Origin of the sequence: Paenibacillus sp. DCT19, from assembly GCF_003268635.1 — a bacterium.
Taxonomy (GTDB): domain Bacteria; phylum Bacillota; class Bacilli; order Paenibacillales; family Paenibacillaceae; genus Paenibacillus.
In genome coordinates, this window is the sequence record NZ_CP029639.1 from 5,555,736 (window position 1) to 5,572,240 (window position 16,505).

Annotated in this window: 18 protein-coding genes and 1 pseudogene; 6 read left to right on the top strand and 13 right to left on the bottom strand. The window is 45.9% G+C overall.

All coding sequences use genetic code 11. From position 1 onward, the window contains the following. Positions 1–141: 141 nt before the first annotated feature. The 5 genes and pseudogenes from DMB88_RS25335 to DMB88_RS25355 all read right to left on the bottom strand — a co-directional run bounded on the left by DMB88_RS25335 (position 142) and on the right by DMB88_RS25355 (position 3,403). A complete protein-coding gene (locus tag DMB88_RS25335) occupies positions 142–525 on the bottom strand; it encodes a hypothetical protein (protein ID WP_056693448.1) in 384 nt (127 codons plus the stop codon). Positions 526–1,024: 499 nt separating this feature from the next. After that, positions 1,025–1,285, bottom strand: coding sequence for a hypothetical protein (locus DMB88_RS25340; RefSeq protein WP_128103547.1), 261 nt, complete (start codon positions 1,283–1,285; stop codon positions 1,025–1,027). Between the two features lie 293 nt (positions 1,286–1,578). Next, a pseudogene (locus tag DMB88_RS25345) lies at positions 1,579–2,210 on the bottom strand (MBL fold metallo-hydrolase). Between the two features lie 6 nt (positions 2,211–2,216). Next, positions 2,217–2,786 (bottom strand): thioredoxin family protein, encoded by a 570-nt coding sequence (locus DMB88_RS25350; protein ID WP_128103548.1) that lies wholly within the window; start codon positions 2,784–2,786, stop codon positions 2,217–2,219. Then, entirely contained in the window at positions 2,786–3,403 is a 618-nt protein-coding gene (locus DMB88_RS25355) for an undecaprenyl phosphate transporter UptA (RefSeq protein WP_128103549.1), read from the bottom strand. Before DMB88_RS25355 ends, DMB88_RS25350 begins: the two co-directional genes overlap by 1 nt. Before the next feature lie 160 nt (positions 3,404–3,563). On the opposite strand from DMB88_RS25355, the gene DMB88_RS25360 reads away from it, so the two are divergent. Beyond that, positions 3,564–3,911, top strand: a complete 348-nt coding sequence (locus DMB88_RS25360) for a dehydrogenase (protein ID WP_082560313.1) — start codon at positions 3,564–3,566, stop codon at positions 3,909–3,911. 93 nt (positions 3,912–4,004) lie between these two features. Here DMB88_RS25360 and DMB88_RS25365 read toward each other — a convergent pair whose 3' ends face one another. The 5 genes from DMB88_RS25365 to yyaC form a co-directional block, all read right to left on the bottom strand. Then, on the bottom strand, positions 4,005–5,462 hold the full coding sequence (locus tag DMB88_RS25365; RefSeq protein WP_368028223.1) for an O-antigen ligase family protein: 1,458 nt from the start codon (positions 5,460–5,462) through the stop codon (positions 4,005–4,007). Positions 5,463–6,966: 1,504 nt separating this feature from the next. After that, a complete protein-coding gene (locus DMB88_RS25370; protein WP_128103551.1) occupies positions 6,967–8,241 on the bottom strand; it encodes a class I SAM-dependent methyltransferase in 1,275 nt (424 codons plus the stop codon). A gap of 50 nt (positions 8,242–8,291) precedes the next feature. Next, the gene (locus tag DMB88_RS25375) at positions 8,292–8,996 is read right to left on the bottom strand and encodes a DUF6483 family protein (protein ID WP_128103552.1); all 705 of its coding nucleotides are present in this window, start codon (positions 8,994–8,996) and stop codon (positions 8,292–8,294) included. 298 nt (positions 8,997–9,294) lie between these two features. Then, positions 9,295–10,092 (bottom strand): alpha/beta fold hydrolase, encoded by a 798-nt coding sequence (locus tag DMB88_RS25380; RefSeq protein WP_128103553.1) that lies wholly within the window; start codon positions 10,090–10,092, stop codon positions 9,295–9,297. A gap of 86 nt (positions 10,093–10,178) precedes the next feature. Then, positions 10,179–10,736, bottom strand: coding sequence for a spore protease YyaC (gene yyaC, locus DMB88_RS25385; RefSeq protein WP_254438339.1), 558 nt, complete (start codon positions 10,734–10,736; stop codon positions 10,179–10,181). A gap of 155 nt (positions 10,737–10,891) precedes the next feature. Between yyaC and DMB88_RS25390 the strand changes: the two genes are divergently transcribed. Then, entirely contained in the window at positions 10,892–11,113 is a 222-nt protein-coding gene (locus DMB88_RS25390; RefSeq protein WP_056693416.1) for a DUF1128 domain-containing protein, read from the top strand. 219 nt (positions 11,114–11,332) lie between these two features. Here DMB88_RS25390 and DMB88_RS25395 read toward each other — a convergent pair whose 3' ends face one another. Both DMB88_RS25395 and DMB88_RS25400 read right to left on the bottom strand, forming a co-directional pair. Beyond that, positions 11,333–12,058 (bottom strand): pirin family protein, encoded by a 726-nt coding sequence (locus DMB88_RS25395; RefSeq protein ID WP_128103555.1) that lies wholly within the window; start codon positions 12,056–12,058, stop codon positions 11,333–11,335. Between the two features lie 139 nt (positions 12,059–12,197). Beyond that, positions 12,198–13,217 (bottom strand): asparaginase, encoded by a 1,020-nt coding sequence (locus DMB88_RS25400; protein WP_128103556.1) that lies wholly within the window; start codon positions 13,215–13,217, stop codon positions 12,198–12,200. A 176-nt stretch (positions 13,218–13,393) separates the two neighbouring features. On the opposite strand from DMB88_RS25400, the gene DMB88_RS25405 reads away from it, so the two are divergent. The 4 genes from DMB88_RS25405 to DMB88_RS25420 all read left to right on the top strand — a co-directional run bounded on the left by DMB88_RS25405 (position 13,394) and on the right by DMB88_RS25420 (position 15,410). Next, positions 13,394–14,092 (top strand): phosphatase PAP2 family protein, encoded by a 699-nt coding sequence (locus tag DMB88_RS25405; RefSeq protein ID WP_128103557.1) that lies wholly within the window; start codon positions 13,394–13,396, stop codon positions 14,090–14,092. Between the two features lie 146 nt (positions 14,093–14,238). Continuing rightward, positions 14,239–14,496: a GlsB/YeaQ/YmgE family stress response membrane protein gene (locus tag DMB88_RS25410; protein WP_056693407.1), complete on the top strand. Its 258-nt coding sequence runs from the start codon at positions 14,239–14,241 to the stop codon at positions 14,494–14,496. Between the two features lie 64 nt (positions 14,497–14,560). Continuing rightward, entirely contained in the window at positions 14,561–14,968 is a 408-nt protein-coding gene (locus DMB88_RS25415) for a YtxH domain-containing protein (protein WP_128103558.1), read from the top strand. Between the two features lie 70 nt (positions 14,969–15,038). After that, the gene (locus DMB88_RS25420) at positions 15,039–15,410 is read left to right on the top strand and encodes a DUF5665 domain-containing protein (RefSeq protein WP_128103559.1); all 372 of its coding nucleotides are present in this window, start codon (positions 15,039–15,041) and stop codon (positions 15,408–15,410) included. Positions 15,411–15,427: 17 nt separating this feature from the next. Here DMB88_RS25420 and DMB88_RS25425 read toward each other — a convergent pair whose 3' ends face one another. Further along, positions 15,428–16,465, bottom strand: a complete 1,038-nt coding sequence (locus DMB88_RS25425) for a magnesium transporter CorA family protein (RefSeq protein ID WP_254438340.1) — start codon at positions 16,463–16,465, stop codon at positions 15,428–15,430. Between the last annotated feature and the right edge of the window lie 40 nt (positions 16,466–16,505).

The window sequence follows — 16,505 nt, forward strand, 5'->3', positions numbered from 1 at the left end:
AACCGATTCTGAACATTATATAAATAGATATCAATTTATTGATGAATCCGATCTATATCAAGTTTTGCTTAAAGTAGCTAAAGATTTATCAAATTGATCATTATATTAGAAAATAAAAAAGAGTCGGCATCAGCCGACTCTCTAAATCCATGCTCGCAGATTAACCTGCTTTATAAAATCCGCCTGTGACATCACTTCGTCCGCGGTTTCCTCTTCCTCTTCCACAGCTTGAAAATCTCCGTTCATCAGATGATGAAACAGCTTCTCATTGTGTGTCGCAAGGGCGTAATCTATCAACGCTTCTCGCTCGACCCGCTCAGCTTCTTGCTTCAGCAGAACCTCTTCCAGATCAACGTCACCGGCTGGAACAAAAAAGTTCCGGTTCATTTGCGGCACTCGAAGCACGTAATCGAACGCATTGTCCGGATTCCGGTCATAAGCGATGATGAATCCATATTCCCCCACAGGAAGATTCTGCTCAAACGCATCCGCGACGATGACAACCTTCTCTCCTAAACGTAGCATCGTCTAACCTCCTGGTAGTCTAACTTTTAATTATTTGTATAGTCTACTAGAAAAGAATAGCGATGTCTAGGAATACTAGAATTATACAACATATTTGTGCAAAATCTTTTTGGAAGGTCATTCCTTAAACGATTGTTGCCGTGTTCTGCCCATTATCGCAAGGCTCAATTGATCCAGTGACCAGAGTCCACATGATAAAACTTTATTGTTTTGACTACACAACTTACATACAAACTAAATGAAAAGTGATTATAGCATGAACAGGTTAATTAAGAGTAGTGTATTCCATACCTCATTCATTTCCAGCAGTAAGTCAAGCAATCGTATCGAATCCCCTGGCTACAAGCATCTGAGCTTGAAAATCCAACTCCATCAACTATTCTTCAATTCTTACTTAATCGACCACGTTAGACTCAAAGAGAAGCAAAATGACATTGTCTAACCGCAATTCACCTCAAAAAACTCCATTAAAATTTAAACCTGACAATTTCCCGGGCAATCAGACTGGATTCCTGTAATCTTGCAACTTGTCAAACCACGGTTGGTTATGCGCTTTGTTTCTTAACACATGGCTTATCCATATATTCTGCTCAGACTTCAACTCTTCATTATTCACGCTAGGATTATGTATTAAATCTTGTTCGGTTCCTACTTCTCTTTTTCCACTTTCTATTATACGACAGCTCTCTTCAATGACCGGATACTTGAAACTTTGTGCCATTGGAATAACTCTTGTTTTCTCCACTTCTAGATTCCTCACTCTCATGATCTCCTATTTGCTATCTTCATCATCATTCTAAACAATCTCTACTTCCTAATTTCTACTGAATTGCAGTGATAAAATGTCTATAAACAAAAAAAGAACGCAAACCGGGTATAGACCACAGTCTGCGTGCTTCGCAAGGTTGGGTATTTCTGATTAACGCTTCAGTTAGATGATGCTGTACAGCTTGTAACAACTAATTGCTATTCTAATGAAAAAAATGTCACTTGTCCAGACTTTCTTCTCATCAAAATGACAGATTGTTATCATTCGCCCATAAGCTTGTCGAATTACCTTGCGGATACGTAAGGATTATTCTGCTTCTCATATCCGATGGTTGTTTTTGGTCCATGACCAGGGTGCACTCTAACTTCATCGCCAAAGGTGTACAGCTTATTCTGGATCGAATCGATCAGATCGCGTTCACGTCCACCTGTTAGATCGGTTCTTCCTACACCCATACGGAATAGAACATCTCCAGCAAATAGATCTTCACCACACAACAAGCTCACACTACCAGGTGAATGACCTGGAGTATGGAATACGTTGAATGTATGACCGATAAAGTTCAGTTTCTGTCCCTCGTCCATCGCATATTCGGCAGGATCTGTCGAAAGCGGCGGTGTTGCTTGTGGCCAGTTCATCGACCCATTTAACTTCGGAGATGACAACCATTCGCTCTCCAAATCGTGCAAGTAAACAGGACAACCCTTCAATTTGCGGATTTCGTCTACACCACCCATATGATCAAAATGAGCATGCGTCAACAAAATTGCTTCAATCTCCAGATCCTGAATCGCCTTCACCAGTGCACTCGGGTTCATTCCTGGGTCGATGATGACTGCTTTGCCCGGATCCTCCCCTGCACAAGATAAGCGTTGGTCTGTAGCGGGCCGAGTGTAAACGTACGAATCTTCAACATATCGAATCAATAACCCGAAATCAGTTCACGCAGCTCGCTAACGATAACTGCATGTGATTCCGTCCCTTCCCCATAACGTTTAGCCATTTCCTGACGTGCCACAGCGATATTATCCTGATAATCTGCCGCTTCACGATCTGGATTGAGACGTTTGAACTCAACCATGACTTCTTGTACATGCTGTGGACGTGGTCCCCACTGACCAAGCACATGACCACCTGTGTCTGCAAAAATAACGATCGGCACAGAGCGTCCACCCATAGTCAAGAATTCATCCATTACTTCCGGGTGATTCTCCATAATAAGCACTTCTGTCGGTATACCAGAGATTTCTAGAGCCTGAAACACAACTGGGATATTACGTACAACATCGCCACACCAGTCAGCAGCAAGAATCAGAACACGCAGATCGTCACGGAAGTTAAGGCTTTCGAAAAACTCACGATCCTCTTCGCTAGCCCAAGTAAAGCTATCATAGTTGGCCTGAAATTCACTTTGGTTCTTCGTCATACTCTCAATAAATTCTTTCGGAGGCAGACCTTTACCGAATTTGTGAGATAAGTTAGGTTTACTCATTACTCAACACTTCCCTTCTTTTTACGAGCATTCATCCATTTAATTAGTACATAAATAATCATAAGTGCCAGTGCTACAAGCAAAATCGGCATAATGTACGGTGCCGCTTTCTCATCAATATGTTCCCATTGATCTCCAAGAATCATCCCTAAATATATAAACAAAGCACTCCAAGGTATAACAGCGAGGGTAGTAAGCAAGATGAATTTGCCTGTATGCATTTTCGTGATGCCAGCCGGAATAGAGATTGCATGCCTTACCACCGGAACAAACCGCGCCGTGAAAATGACACCTGTACCATACCTGCGGAACCACTCTTCGGAATGGTCAATATGTTTTTTCTGGATGAGTATGTATTTCCCGTAGCGTTCAAGTACAGGTCTGCCACCATAACGACCGATCCAGTAAATAAATAGCTGTGCGATCACACCGCCCACTGTACCGAAAATCATAGCACCGAAAAAGTTGATGTTTCCCTGTGATACGAGAAAACCTCCATACGCCAGCACAATTTCACTCGGAATGACCTCAAGCATTAATCCAAGCATGATTCCAAAGTATCCAAGACTTTGAATCCAATCGAACAATTGGCTGACTATATTATGAATAGCGTCCATCTCAACCCTCTTTCTTCATCCTGATTAGCAGTGCCCGTTCGCACGATGGATGTTCGTCCTTATTTTATCACAGGGCTGTAGACGTTGCTACATTGCCCGGCTGGGATTGTGTCCTGTAAGAGGAACTCCGCATATGGTATCGGAAGAGGAGCGTGATGAGATGTCAAGCAAAACCACACCCGGCACTCCCCCGGTAAAACATAACATGCCTGGTCAGAAGCTGCCCTCGGCAAGAGGCATTCGGCGAGCTTGTAGCAAGGAGCTATATCGTACAGCCAAACGACTTAAATTGTATGTTTCCCCGGAGCTGATGAAACAAGCAGAAGAGCTATATTACGGTAAAGTGATTGGCAATCTGCTCTGGATCGGGGAAAATCGTGATAATCGCAAAAAACTGTGTGATTGGTGGAACGCAGATGTAAGCTCAGAGCTTGCTGCATTATGGAGCGTAGAGCTAGAGCCTCTTCAGCGTGCATTTCAACAGGCGTTTGGTGGTTATCGTCTATAGAGAAGTGGAAGCAAGAGAGCGGGAGCAGCTTCTTTTCTACTGCCCTCTCTCTGCTCCTCTCTCATCCATGGTTAGGTGAACCTGTGTACATCGTTAACGATCGATACTGAAATCTTTAGAGGAATAAGTATTGGCAGCTATTGTAGCTATTGTGCGCAGGCTTGCTTCATACGCGGTCACCTCTGGATGAAACACGAAGTGGCGGTCATTACGATCATTATTTATCGCCACCTCTTCAACCAACTGCCTATAATGTTCAACAATATGCACTCCAGCCGCAGCAGTGTGCCTGGCTTGATCGAGTTGTCCTGCCTTCAACTCTCGCCGCGCGATCTGCTCCATCCAATATAAAGCCTCGGAATGAAGCATTGAATCATACCGATTCAATGCAATCGCCTCATTAAAGTAATGTATGGCTTGTTCGCTCTTAAGCGATTGGGCTTCAAGTCTTCCTACTTCAAAATACATTCTGGGATCGGATTGGACATGGGACAAGCTCTGTCGCAGCATCTTCTCTCCATCAACCGCAGGAAGTATTCGAGCTAGCGAAATAGCGATATCCGGACGGTATGGATTCGCTCGGTAGGCCTGAATAAGTATCGATGTTTCTTCCTCTGATAGATTCGGTGATTGTACAACTTGACGATAATGCATCTCCGCTGCAACCTGCTGCCCAGCAAGCCAAGCTGTTCCGCCAATCCAACAGAACGCAGTGAGTAGAATCAAACCGGATCTAGTCCATATATCCACCACTTGATACTTATGTACACTAGCCCCTATTTCATACCTGCATTCCGAGAGTGCCTTTTGCGAATAAGCTTCCTCATGTGTCGATCTCCGCCATTCACGCTGCCCTGAAGGAATTGGATTAGTGCTAAAATCGAACAGTGAAACAACAGGACTATGTTCCAAGTTACTGCCTTTGGCACGGTGCACGGATGGCTGTGCTTCCAGCGTTCGTTGCACATTAAATCGCAAGGCATATGCCCAGCCACCAAGCCAGATAAACATCATCCACAGCAGCGTGAAGCTCCAGTCAAAGTCGATTGCACCATGAATAGCAAAAACCAGGATGCAAGGAATCAGGTGAGTGGCATTTTGCCATGCGATGCGTAGTGTGGAGATAAACCACAACGCAACGAGCACTAGTCCGATTATGCCAGTATCCAGAGCAAGATCAAGGATGCCGCTGTGAACCTCGCCGCCAACATACGGCGAGGATTGTATGGCGCGATACATGCCGCGCCATGCCTCTCCCCCGTGGCCAAGCCATGCGGCCTCGGTCCACAGCTTCAGGGCGTCCTGCCACATCCGTAGGCGGGACAGCCCTGTGCCGACACCTGCCGCGAGACGCTCGGCGGTGGAGGTCACGGCCAGCGCGGCTGCGGCAACTGCCGCCAGCGCCGTGGCCGTTATGGCGGCTGCGCGCGAACTCGCGCTGCTGTGCCATAACCGGCACAGCAGCAGCGTGCCGAGCAGCGCAGCTGCCCATGCCCCGGCCAGTGCCAGCAGGCCGGGCACAGGTGCAGGCGCCAGTTGGGCAGCAGCCAACTGGCGATATAGCCACGCCGCGCTCGCCAGAGGCGCGGCCGTGGCCAGCAGCAGCGGCAGGCGGTATGCCCGCCGCTGTAAGACGAAGGCGCAACCGGCCGCGCAGCCGGTTGCGAGCCAGGCGCCGCGCGACTCGCTCAGCAGGAGCGCGGCGATCGCGGGCATCAGCGGCGCCGCAGCCGCGATGAGCTGCGCGGCGCGCGGCGGATGCACGGCTGGCAACGGCCGCACGCCTTGCTGTGGTCGCCAGCCGATGACGCGCGCGGCGGCGCCTAGCCGCTCCAATGTGTACATGCCAACTACGGCACCGTACGCATTGGGGTATTGCAGCAATCCGCCGAGCCGTGCTCCGGCAGAGCTAATCTCAGGGTCGGCTGTTCGCATGACCCCAAAAGGCAGCGGTATGACACCACACACGGTTAAGATGCCGCTCAACACTAGCACGCCGCCTGTAATCTGCCAGCCGAGATTAAACCATCCTGCTCCTTGCGGGAGCCAAGCCAATATTGCTACCAACAGAGCAAAAATGGCTAGCAAGCTCCACCGGAGCATTTCATCTAAACTGCCCTGTGTACTGTGTGAGCCGATTAACGCATGCATGGCAAACCCTACCATCATACCTAGCGGCCACATCGTCGACGAAAAACATCTCAAGAAAGATAACTGTATTGACTTATCCTCTGGTCGGGTCAGATCTAATCCATTTATGCTCAGCAAACCTCGTTTAGAATTCGTTTGATCTGCATGATACAACAAGAAGATGAAAATGAAGAGGAATGCGAGTAGTGCCCCTGCACAAGCCATCAAAAGAGTTTCATAGACATCAGTAGCATAAAACAATCCCTGGCGTAGAGATGCCATCCACAAAAGCATACAAACGAGCAACCCCAATGCTGCGGTTAAGCATGATTCCAGCGAATTTCTCCCTTTTCGTTTGGACGTATCCCTCTTTGCCAACACATGACACCTCCTACCTGTAGTGCTTAAACCCTTTTAGAGGTTGTTCAAAAAGTCCTCTTTTGATTACGAAGGATGCGCGAGCGGCATCTCAGCGTCGAAGATGGAATTCAGCCGAAATGTCCGTTGCTCACGTAGGTTTGCCTACGCTCCGCTACTCCATTTCTATCTTCATCCCATCTTCTCGGTACTGAAAACCGACCTTTTTGAACACGCACTTTTATTGAGTCGTGAGATCCTCTATGTCAAACTGCCTTATATAAGCAATCTACGTGACGTAGCAATTCCGATACACTTCCATAAGCTTTCCATTCTCATTATCAGTATGGTCAGGATGTTTATGAAACATAAACGAGCATATCCACGTTTCATCATTCGACTCTATCCATTCGTTTGTTAAACTCTAACAATTTGATGCTGACGATCTCATCCACCCAATGAGTCACTGCACTGAAAGCACAAAAAAGGTCAACCAACAATTACTGACTGACCTGAAAACACAAAAAAGCCAGCCAGAACAATTCTGGCTGACCTCCACAAATATTCATTAACAGTCCTTACAATCACTTGAAGAAGGCGTACCCTCATCTGTACCAGATGCTTCCCGAGAAGCGCCTCCTGGCAACAGGTCTGCACAAGCTCGTTCCAGATACGGATCGGCATGAATGAAATCACGGAACGCTGTGTATTCATCCCACAACTGCTTCGTTGGACCTGCTTGGCCCCGTACAGCTCGTATGAGAATGTTTTTGGGCGTATGCTCCATATCGATAAATTCGAGCAACTGCGTTTTGTATCCCATTAGATCGAGCAACTTAGCACGAATGGCATCTGTCGCAAGTGCAGAGAAGCGCTCTTTGAGAATACCATGGGACAACAACGGATTCATGACCGTAGACTCGATCTGGTCAAATAGCTCATGCTGACAGCATGGAACCGATAAAATAACAGAGGCTCCCCAACGGACTGCTTTTTCTAATGCCGCATCTGTCGCCGTATCGCAGGCATGTAGTGTGACGACCATATCTACTGCATTCAGCTCATCATAGTCTGCAATGTCTCCAACCAAGAACTTCAGATCACCATAATGCAGCTTGTTCGCTAGATCGTTACAATGCTCAATGACATCCGCTTTCAGATCCAGACCTATAACTTTCAAGGATCTGCGTTGCTGTACGGACAGGTAGTGATACAGAGCAAAGGTCAGATACGATTTACCACAGCCAAAATCAACAATGGTCAGCGGGCGACCTTCAGGCAGGTGGGGAATTACATCCTGCACCATCTCAAGGAAACGATTGATCTGTCTGAACTTATCGTATTTACGAGCGAGTACCCTACCTTCTTCATTCATAATTCCTAATTCGACTAAGAAGGAAACAGGGACTCCATCCTCCAGTACGTATTGCTTCTTGCGATTGTGGGACAGATCCACAGCCGTCTTGGATGCGGATTTCGTCAGAATCGACACTTTATATTTTTTGCTGATCAAAATCTGATAGTCTGCTTCTGTGGTACAGAGCAGCCCTTGACGAAACGTCTCTTCGGCCAGTTCAGTCATGCGTTCAGTCGCTTCAGCCGGAGTCAAATTCTCATGCAGCACTTTGTTGTTATAATGAAATGCGAATTGATAATGCAACTGATTTTTGAGCGTTACCGGCTTGACTTGCACTTTCGTATACGAGACATTGTCCCGTCTGCGTAGCTGGCTCCAGGTCGCCGTAATCAGCGAGTTCTGTTCAAAGATGTCTTGTATAAGCTTTCGCAATGAATCCACGGGGGTACATCTCACTTTCGATTTGGTTTGGTCAACCGTTACCATACCACAATTCCGTCCCCGCTCCAAGCAAGGACATCTAACAAGCGGTGTTCCTATCCATTCGCCGTTTCCCGATGTAACTGGGCAAACCCCTCTTCCACTTCCTCACGAGGGAGTCCTCCCGCCTCAAGCTTGGCATCTTCAAGTTCACTTAGCCGTTCATAGAATGCCTGCACATCATGACGATAATTCACAGGATGCTCTCCACCAACATGTAATAGTCTATACCAGCTGTTCTCTGCCTGATCATACTTTCCTTGCTGTTCACGGTACATGGCAAGCTGTTTCTCCGTTCGTGCCGGTCGTTCGTATTCTTTGGTTAGATCCAAAATGGACTCGACACGATCCGGCGCATCCAGCAGTTTCGGATTGGCTCCGTGATTTAGTGCATATAGATAAAAATGAAGAGATTTCATTAATCGGATGAGTTCTTCATCTAATGAATGCTGTCGTTCCTCATCATCTATGCCTTCAACCTTCGCTTTTTCACCATATATATAAGCTTCCTCTTCAAGTAGGCGTGCCGCTTGCTGCAAATTATCTACTTCAATCATGCCACGAAAACGGAATAGCTCGATAACATCCTCTGCAGGCAAAGAATTCAGCAAAGACGAATTCAAGCCAAAATTCCTGCGAAGTAATTCATCCAGTTCAGACAGTGCCTCGGCATGTTTCCGCTGTTGCTTCAACGTAAACACTTTGCCGATCGCTTCAGTCATTTCCTCCACCATGCGGAGCAGATAGTCTTTTCTGAACATCCAATGTGCCCCCTTAACGTTCGCTTGTTGACCTAACCTCGGCCTAGCAGTCTTTCATTGCGTGTTCAAAAAGGACGGACTTTGAACAACCTCTATGAACATTATTTTAATGCATGCACTATCAAAAAGCCAAAGTACGCCCCTCCAACCGTGACCTTATACGCAAAAAAACCTCTGCCTTCCCGAATAGGGTATTTGGCAGAGGTTCATATATGCATCATCGTTAATTGTTAAATGGTTAAATGGATCATCACTTTATGCTGTAAATGAAGCTAAGCCATAATCCTCGTTCTATACATTATTTCGATGAAGACAAACCATCCATAAATTGCTTAATCACCTGAATTAACTGTTCCGGTGCCTCATACATGCTCATATGTCCCACTCCGGGAATTACCGCTTGTACGATATGTGGCTTATCACTTGTGAAAGTGCGTTCTGGCGGAATGACAGCGTCCTTCTCTCCAGCAACCAACAGTACAGGTAATGGTGTAGCTGACAAAACATCACGACGATCTGGACGTTCACGCATAGCGAGCGCAGCGCCAGCAGCTCCTTGTGGTGCTGTCTGATACCCAATTTCTTTCACACGTGTAACTTGTGCCGACATGGACTCTACATGTTCTGGGGCAAATAACGCGGGAACCAAACCATCCACGAAATTCACAATTCCATCCGTCTGTATCGTTGACACGGCACGAAGTCGTTTTTCTTTCCCCTCTTCGCTATCCGGGTAAGCCGTAGAATGAATCAAACCAAAGGCATTGAGTCGTTCTGGATGACGCTGAGCAATAGACAAGGCGATGTAACCTCCCATGGAGTGACCAAGCAGAGTTGCCTTTTCTACCTTTAACTCATCCATTAATTGCAGTACATCATTGCCCATCTGATCCATCGTATAACTTCCTACAGGCGCATCCGTTTTCCCGTGTCCACGCAGATCAGGCACGATACAGCGATAGCTTCGTGCAAGCTCAGGTACCACTTCATCCCAATAGGAAGAGCTACCACAATATCCGTGGAGTAAGATCAGCGCATCTCCTTGACCTTGTTCAGCATAACAAATTGTCGTTCCATCACACATCACTTTTTCCATATGTATCCCTCTCTCTACACATAATAAATGCACTTGCGTTCATTGTAATGAATCTGGTTCAGGTTGTATATTATTAAGCATTCCTATCAGGAATGAAACGGTTTGCCCGAAACTGCTGCTTGCAACACGGCTTCTGCAATCATCTGGGACATGTTCATCACCTGGTGAAGAGACGTCATTTGCAACACAGTATATGGTCTTGGCCCATTCGCATTCACCACAGCGGCTACACTATAATGTCCGACGGATGGCAGGTTGCCCCCTACAGATTCAGCTGGATTCAAGGCCTGATTAAAAAGGTAAAAGTGACCTATCGCAGCCTTCGGCCCCAGACACGCATCAATGGCAATGATGACTTGATGTGGCGGGATGCATGCCAGCTTCTGTTGCAGCGTGTCTGCATCACAAGGATATGGCATTGTTCCTATAACATGCCCCACTCCTTTTCCTTCCAGCAAACTCCCTGTTAACGGCCCGAGTGCATCACCTGTAGAACGATCTGTACCAATACACACAAAGGTGATCTCATCTGGGGAGTGAACCTGATATATGTTGTGGAAAAATAAATCTAGCTCTTCTCCCTGCACACTTCTACGGGTTTCTCGATTCTGCTTGCGGATCAATTCCCGCTTATATGCTGCCAAAAACATTTCCTCCTTCGCACATCGTATGGATGTCGACTGTTATTGTATCCATCATTTTACCCGATGCCCTCTTTTCCCGCAAAAGCATTCGCCTGAGCCAGTCCAATCATGATACAATGACAACAGTTTCCGATAGGGAAGGGATGGACATAACGATGGATTTAACGCAAGCAAGTACTGCCAACATGGAATATATGATTGAGGCAATCAAAACCAAATTGCGGATGGCGAGTGGAGCCGCAATGCAAGGATCATCTTTTCCACTGGAAAAGTATGAAGACCTTCACGATCTGTATGAGATGGTTATGGGAAAAGAACACTTGAGCATCTCTGAGGTTGAAGCTGTAGCTTCTGAACTTGGTAACCTGCGCAAGTAACTTCTCTCCTGTCAGATTGTCAAATAGCATGATGGCTGACTACAGTTGATACTACATCGCAGAGTGCAACGAAAGAAGCCTTAGCACAGAAGAGGATCTATTCTCCACATCATTGTGGGAATAGATCCTCTTCTGTTTATTTATTTTCCAATATTCATAGGAACAGATTCAGTACAAATCCGCATCATCCTGAACACTAATGCATCAGAACATAACTTCTTATGGTAGATCAATCAATACAAATTCAGCAGGCTCGCTGCCCGTTCCAGTGATCTGCAGATCACAGCTCTTACGAATTCGTGCTGCATCTCCAGGTTTAAGATCGAAGTTGCCATCTGCACATTCAATGGAGATATGACCACTGATCAGGAAAAGGTGTGTCCGCCTATCTTCATGTTGTGGATACATTAGCTTTTTGCCAGATTCCAATTTGGACAAATAACATGTAACGTCCTGATGAATAGGTAACGCATCCTCCGTGCCTTCCCCGGCTTGCCCTGACACGATAGGGCACAAACGGTTCAGATGATCCTCCGGCTGAAAACGCCGGTTCGTATACGTTGGCTTTGCTTTCCGCTCAGAAGGCAAGAACCACATTTGCAGAAAACGTACCGGCTCCTCTGTTGAAGGATTGGTCTCCGAATGCTCTACTCCTGTCCCCGCACTCATCACTTGTACGGTTCCGGGTTCCAGCAATTCTTCTGTTCCCATTGTATCTGTATGCTTCAACGTGCCTGAAATGACATAACTAACAATCTCTAGATCATGATGTGGATGTCTCTTAAAGCCCTCTTGCGGCATCAGCGTGTTGTCATTATGAGCTAACAGGCAGCCAAAATGGGCATTGCTTGGGTCATCATAATCTGCAAAAGAAAAGCTAAACTCACTGTGTATCCAACCGCGATCCGACGTGTGCCTTTCTTCCGATGTCACTACTTTAATCATGTTCATCCACCTCCAAGGGTTAGAGCTGCCAGTATCTCTCCAGCAGTCCTTCATGTAAACGAATTGTATAGATTCATACCAGTTGGTATGTCATGTTTACCCTTGGTTAGACCATTCTAATCATGCACTTTAGTTCAGTTTATACGCTTTTTTCAGTTGATTGTAAAATGAATTCACTCTCTGCCCGTCCTACAATTGTGCCAGCATCATTTCGGATATCTGGTGGATATATTTCGCGTAACCTTGCAATCGTTGCTTGGTTCGCATAACCAATCTGCTCAAGAATTGACTGGGCAATCCAAGCCCATTCTTCCTCTGAACCATCAAGGATCTTAAAGGTGATGCCTAATCTTTCTTTTTTGAGCGCAAAACCGAATACACCCTTGAATCCGCCCTTGGCTACGATGTTGTCGTCTTCCAGTAGAACAGAGTCTACGCGATGAGTACCACCTACCATGAGTGGAAATTCGTTCATTGCTGCTGTAATGGTCTCTACCGCACTGCGTGTCGAAGCATCCTCGATTAGATCTGGACAGGCTAATTTCAGATAAGCGTTCGATAATGCTGATAATGGCAACGAAAATACCGGAAAGCCGCAGCCATCCGTCCCTAGTTGAATTTCATGCTGCTCAATTCCGGCCATGTACGCCATCGTCTCTAAAATCTCGCGCTGTACCGGATGTTCTCGCTCAGCGTAACTGCCTAGATCAACCTTCTTCATCTGACTGTATCCAAGAATACCTAAGTGTTTCCCTGAACAGTTATGCAAAATCCGGCGCTTCTCTCCCTGACCACGTAACCATTCATTTCGACTCTCCTCATTGAGAGGGTAACTCGCCGCACAGACTAGACATTCTTCTCCCAGTCCGATTTTGGCAGATAACTGCTCCAATACTTGGATATGAACTGGTTCTGATCGATGTGAGGATGCCATAATAGCAATCTCTTGAGCAGATAACCCATAGTGAGACGCAATTCCTGCACGAATGCCTGGAATGGCTTGAAACGGTTTGGCTGATGAACGCGTAAACGCTCTAAAATGTGGATTACCTACTGAATAAACCACTTTACCGTATTCGTCTGTAATACTTATGTGACCGTAGTGGGCGCACTCCATCTCGCCAGCACGGTATTCTTTAACTAACAGGGCACTCTCCATGCGAGTTCTCTCCTTTATGCTCCCATAATCATATCTGCTTTGCGTCACGACGCCGCATGGGATATCTTAATTAGTATAGTACAAAAACTTCATTTTTACAGTTTTTTCGACATATCTTTCGGGTAAAGCATTAACCATATTCCCATCTGACTACTTCAACGGAGGAGATACTCATCATGCTACGTAACGCCCAGTCCTCACCGAGCTTTTTGGCTAAACCCAATTCACCAATTCGTGCTCTACTTATATGGAGCATCGCAGGCATTGTCATGAGTTCTGTCGTTGTATTTCTTATTGCTGCTCTTGCCTCCATCCTGGGCACGGATGTGATTTTGCAATGGGATCATCAGATCCAACGTTTATTCTATCTTCATTCCGAAACTCGTCTTCAACTGTTTCCTTTCACTTCGTTTATTACTGCGCTTGGATCCTTTAAGATCTCTGCTCTCGCAGCCATCGGCTTCACGCTCCTGTTTTTCCTACAGCGAATTCCTCGGTTCTACTTGTATGGATATGCGTTATTGGGCAGTTTCGCCATTATGTGGGCACTGAATACTGGATTAAAAGAGATTTTCCAACGTAGCAGACCCGAGCTTGAGCATCTATTAGTTGTTCACGGCTATAGCTTTCCTAGTGGACATGCCATGATCTCCATGGGCTTTTACGGCATGCTCTTCGTCATCTGGGCTATTGAACGGCAATTACGAACATCCAGACCAGGAATTCCTATTTTATGTGGCATCATATTTGTAACGTTGATTGGTCTAAGTCGGATCATGTTAGGTGTTCATTATCCTTCCGATGTTTTCACTGGATTCATGGCAGGTCTAGCTTGGATTCTCTGCATGATTCCTGCTATTAAACAGCGGAGCTAAGAGCGCGGACAAGATACATTACATATAAATTTCCAGCGGTCTAACGACAAGTTTAACTGTTTCACCTTGAAGCACCGCGTTTATATACGAAGTAAGCAAACGCGAACAGACAACATCCTACATCAAGTTTAAAGGAGGCGGTTGTTATGTGGGGCATTATTATCAGCATAATCATGGCGGTCATTATTGGTTTGATCGGAGATGCACTTGCCGGTCACAACATGCCCGGTGGTATCATCGGCGCAATGATTGCCGGATTTGCAGGAGCCTGGTTAGGGGCACTTTTGCTTGGTAACTGGGGACCAGTTATCGGTAACTTTGCAGTAATTCCTGCCATCATTGGTACAGCGCTCTTTGTGTTCTTGCTGGGGCTTGTGTCCAGACTGTTCAGACAGGCTGCCTGATCGGTCAACAAGGTGTTCGTTGTTTCGTTAGCCGTTTCTTAATTTAAAGAAGGAGTGATTAAACATGAATAAAGCAGAAGAACAATATCCTGTACAGACGGGTTCTACTTTCGCGAAAGGTATTTTCATCGGAGGTTTGTTAGGTGCAGCAGCAGCATTGCTCTTTGCTCCTAAACCAGGACGTGAACTGCGTGGTGACCTTTCCGAAAAAGTAGGTATGGTTACTGATCGTACCAAGGAAGTGGCAAGCGTTGTAGGTGATAAAGCGTCTGAACTAGCCAAAACGGTATCATCTAAAACGTCTGATATTGCAAAAACCGTGAACCAAGGTCGCAATGACGTTATGGATTCCGTTCGCAAAGCTTCGACGGATATTGCTAATGAAACGTCCAAAGCTTCAAGCGAGGTCGCTGTAGCGGCGGAGGATGCGAAGGATGATGCACGTAAAGAGCTGAATTCAACCAGTCTGTAAGGCTAATTGAATGTAAAATAGCCAGCTGAGTTTAGCTGGCTATTTCTCTTCCCATCTCATAATAGGAGGAATGAACATGAGTAAAGTTACAATTAACGGCAACTCGCCTATATCAGGAGACCCTCCTAGACAGCAATATGATACGTCAGAGCATCCTTTTGAATTACGACATGAGGTGAAAAAGCTCAATACCCGTCTCGATCAAATTGCAGATAGTCTTGAAAAGGCGCAGATTAAGGATATCATCGAGAACTATACCAATCCTAAGAAACGAATCATCACCAATTTCACAGCAGGTATGGCTCGTGGCTTAGGACTGACTGTTGGAACATTTGTAGTACTGGGTCTTCTCGGTTATCTCCTGAGTCAATTTGTGAACATGCCGATTGTTGGACAATACATTGCGGATCTGCTTGGCTACATTGAAGACTACAAAAATTAGGAGAGTGATTTCCTAGCCTATCCTTTCCTGACGGAAGTGGGACGTTTGTTCTCATCAACTGGAGGCTGGGAGGACTTCACTCTTAACAGATCCCCTGTCCAGCCTTTCATCATCATCCAAATGTACATGCCAGACATACTGGCCAGGATTAATGCAATGACCAGAACTACTCCCCAAGTTTTATCAATTAGAGGTAAGTTCTCAAAATTCATTCCCCAGATCGCACCAGCTGCAGTAGCGGGCGTGAACACAGAGGTTACGATGGTAAGTGTCTTCATGATCTCATTGCCTCGCACACCAGATGTTGCATTGTCGATAGATATTAAAGTGTCGATTTCCTTCTCATAATGCTGAAAGAGTCGTTCGATTCGTTCAATTCGGTGCTGAAGCTGTCGAAAAAACCGATTATCCTGTATCTCATCCAGGTAAGCTTCCTTGGAGGCTGCGATTAACTCCGAAAAAGGAATAAACAGATTGCTCCAATACAGCAGTTCATAACGAGATACGAGGATCTGATCCATCAGTGTGCGTGCGTTGCGTGATTCCATCTTCCGCTCCAGCTCGCGCAGGTTCATCTCAAAATGATCCATTCCGACGTGATAGTAGTGCAAAATTGCTCGAAACAAAACAAACATGCCGTCTTTTGCCTCATTGCATTGATTCAGCATGGCAGCACGTTCTCCGGTGTTCATGATGCCCCTCGTATTATTGTCCATGTTGAGCGTAACAAGTGTGCGCTGATCCACATAAAAAAACATCTGATTTTCTTTTCGTTCGCTATCCTTCTCATTCTTCACTGCATATAATAAAGAACCAAATATAACGGGCTCATCGCCATTCATAAATCGAACAGATAAATAATTGGAATGCACTTCTGGAATTTTGCGAAGCCAATATTGCATTTCAGGGAATGATTCCATCAGCTCTTGTAAAACCTCATCCATATCCTGCTTGTCTGGTGCTACCCAGTCCCACCATTTCCACTTATTCGAGAAAGACAATTGATCTCGTCTAACTTGCAAATCGACCTCATCCACGAGTTCTAATTCCTCCAATCCAGCATACGTTCATCCTATTACATACAGCACTCCCATC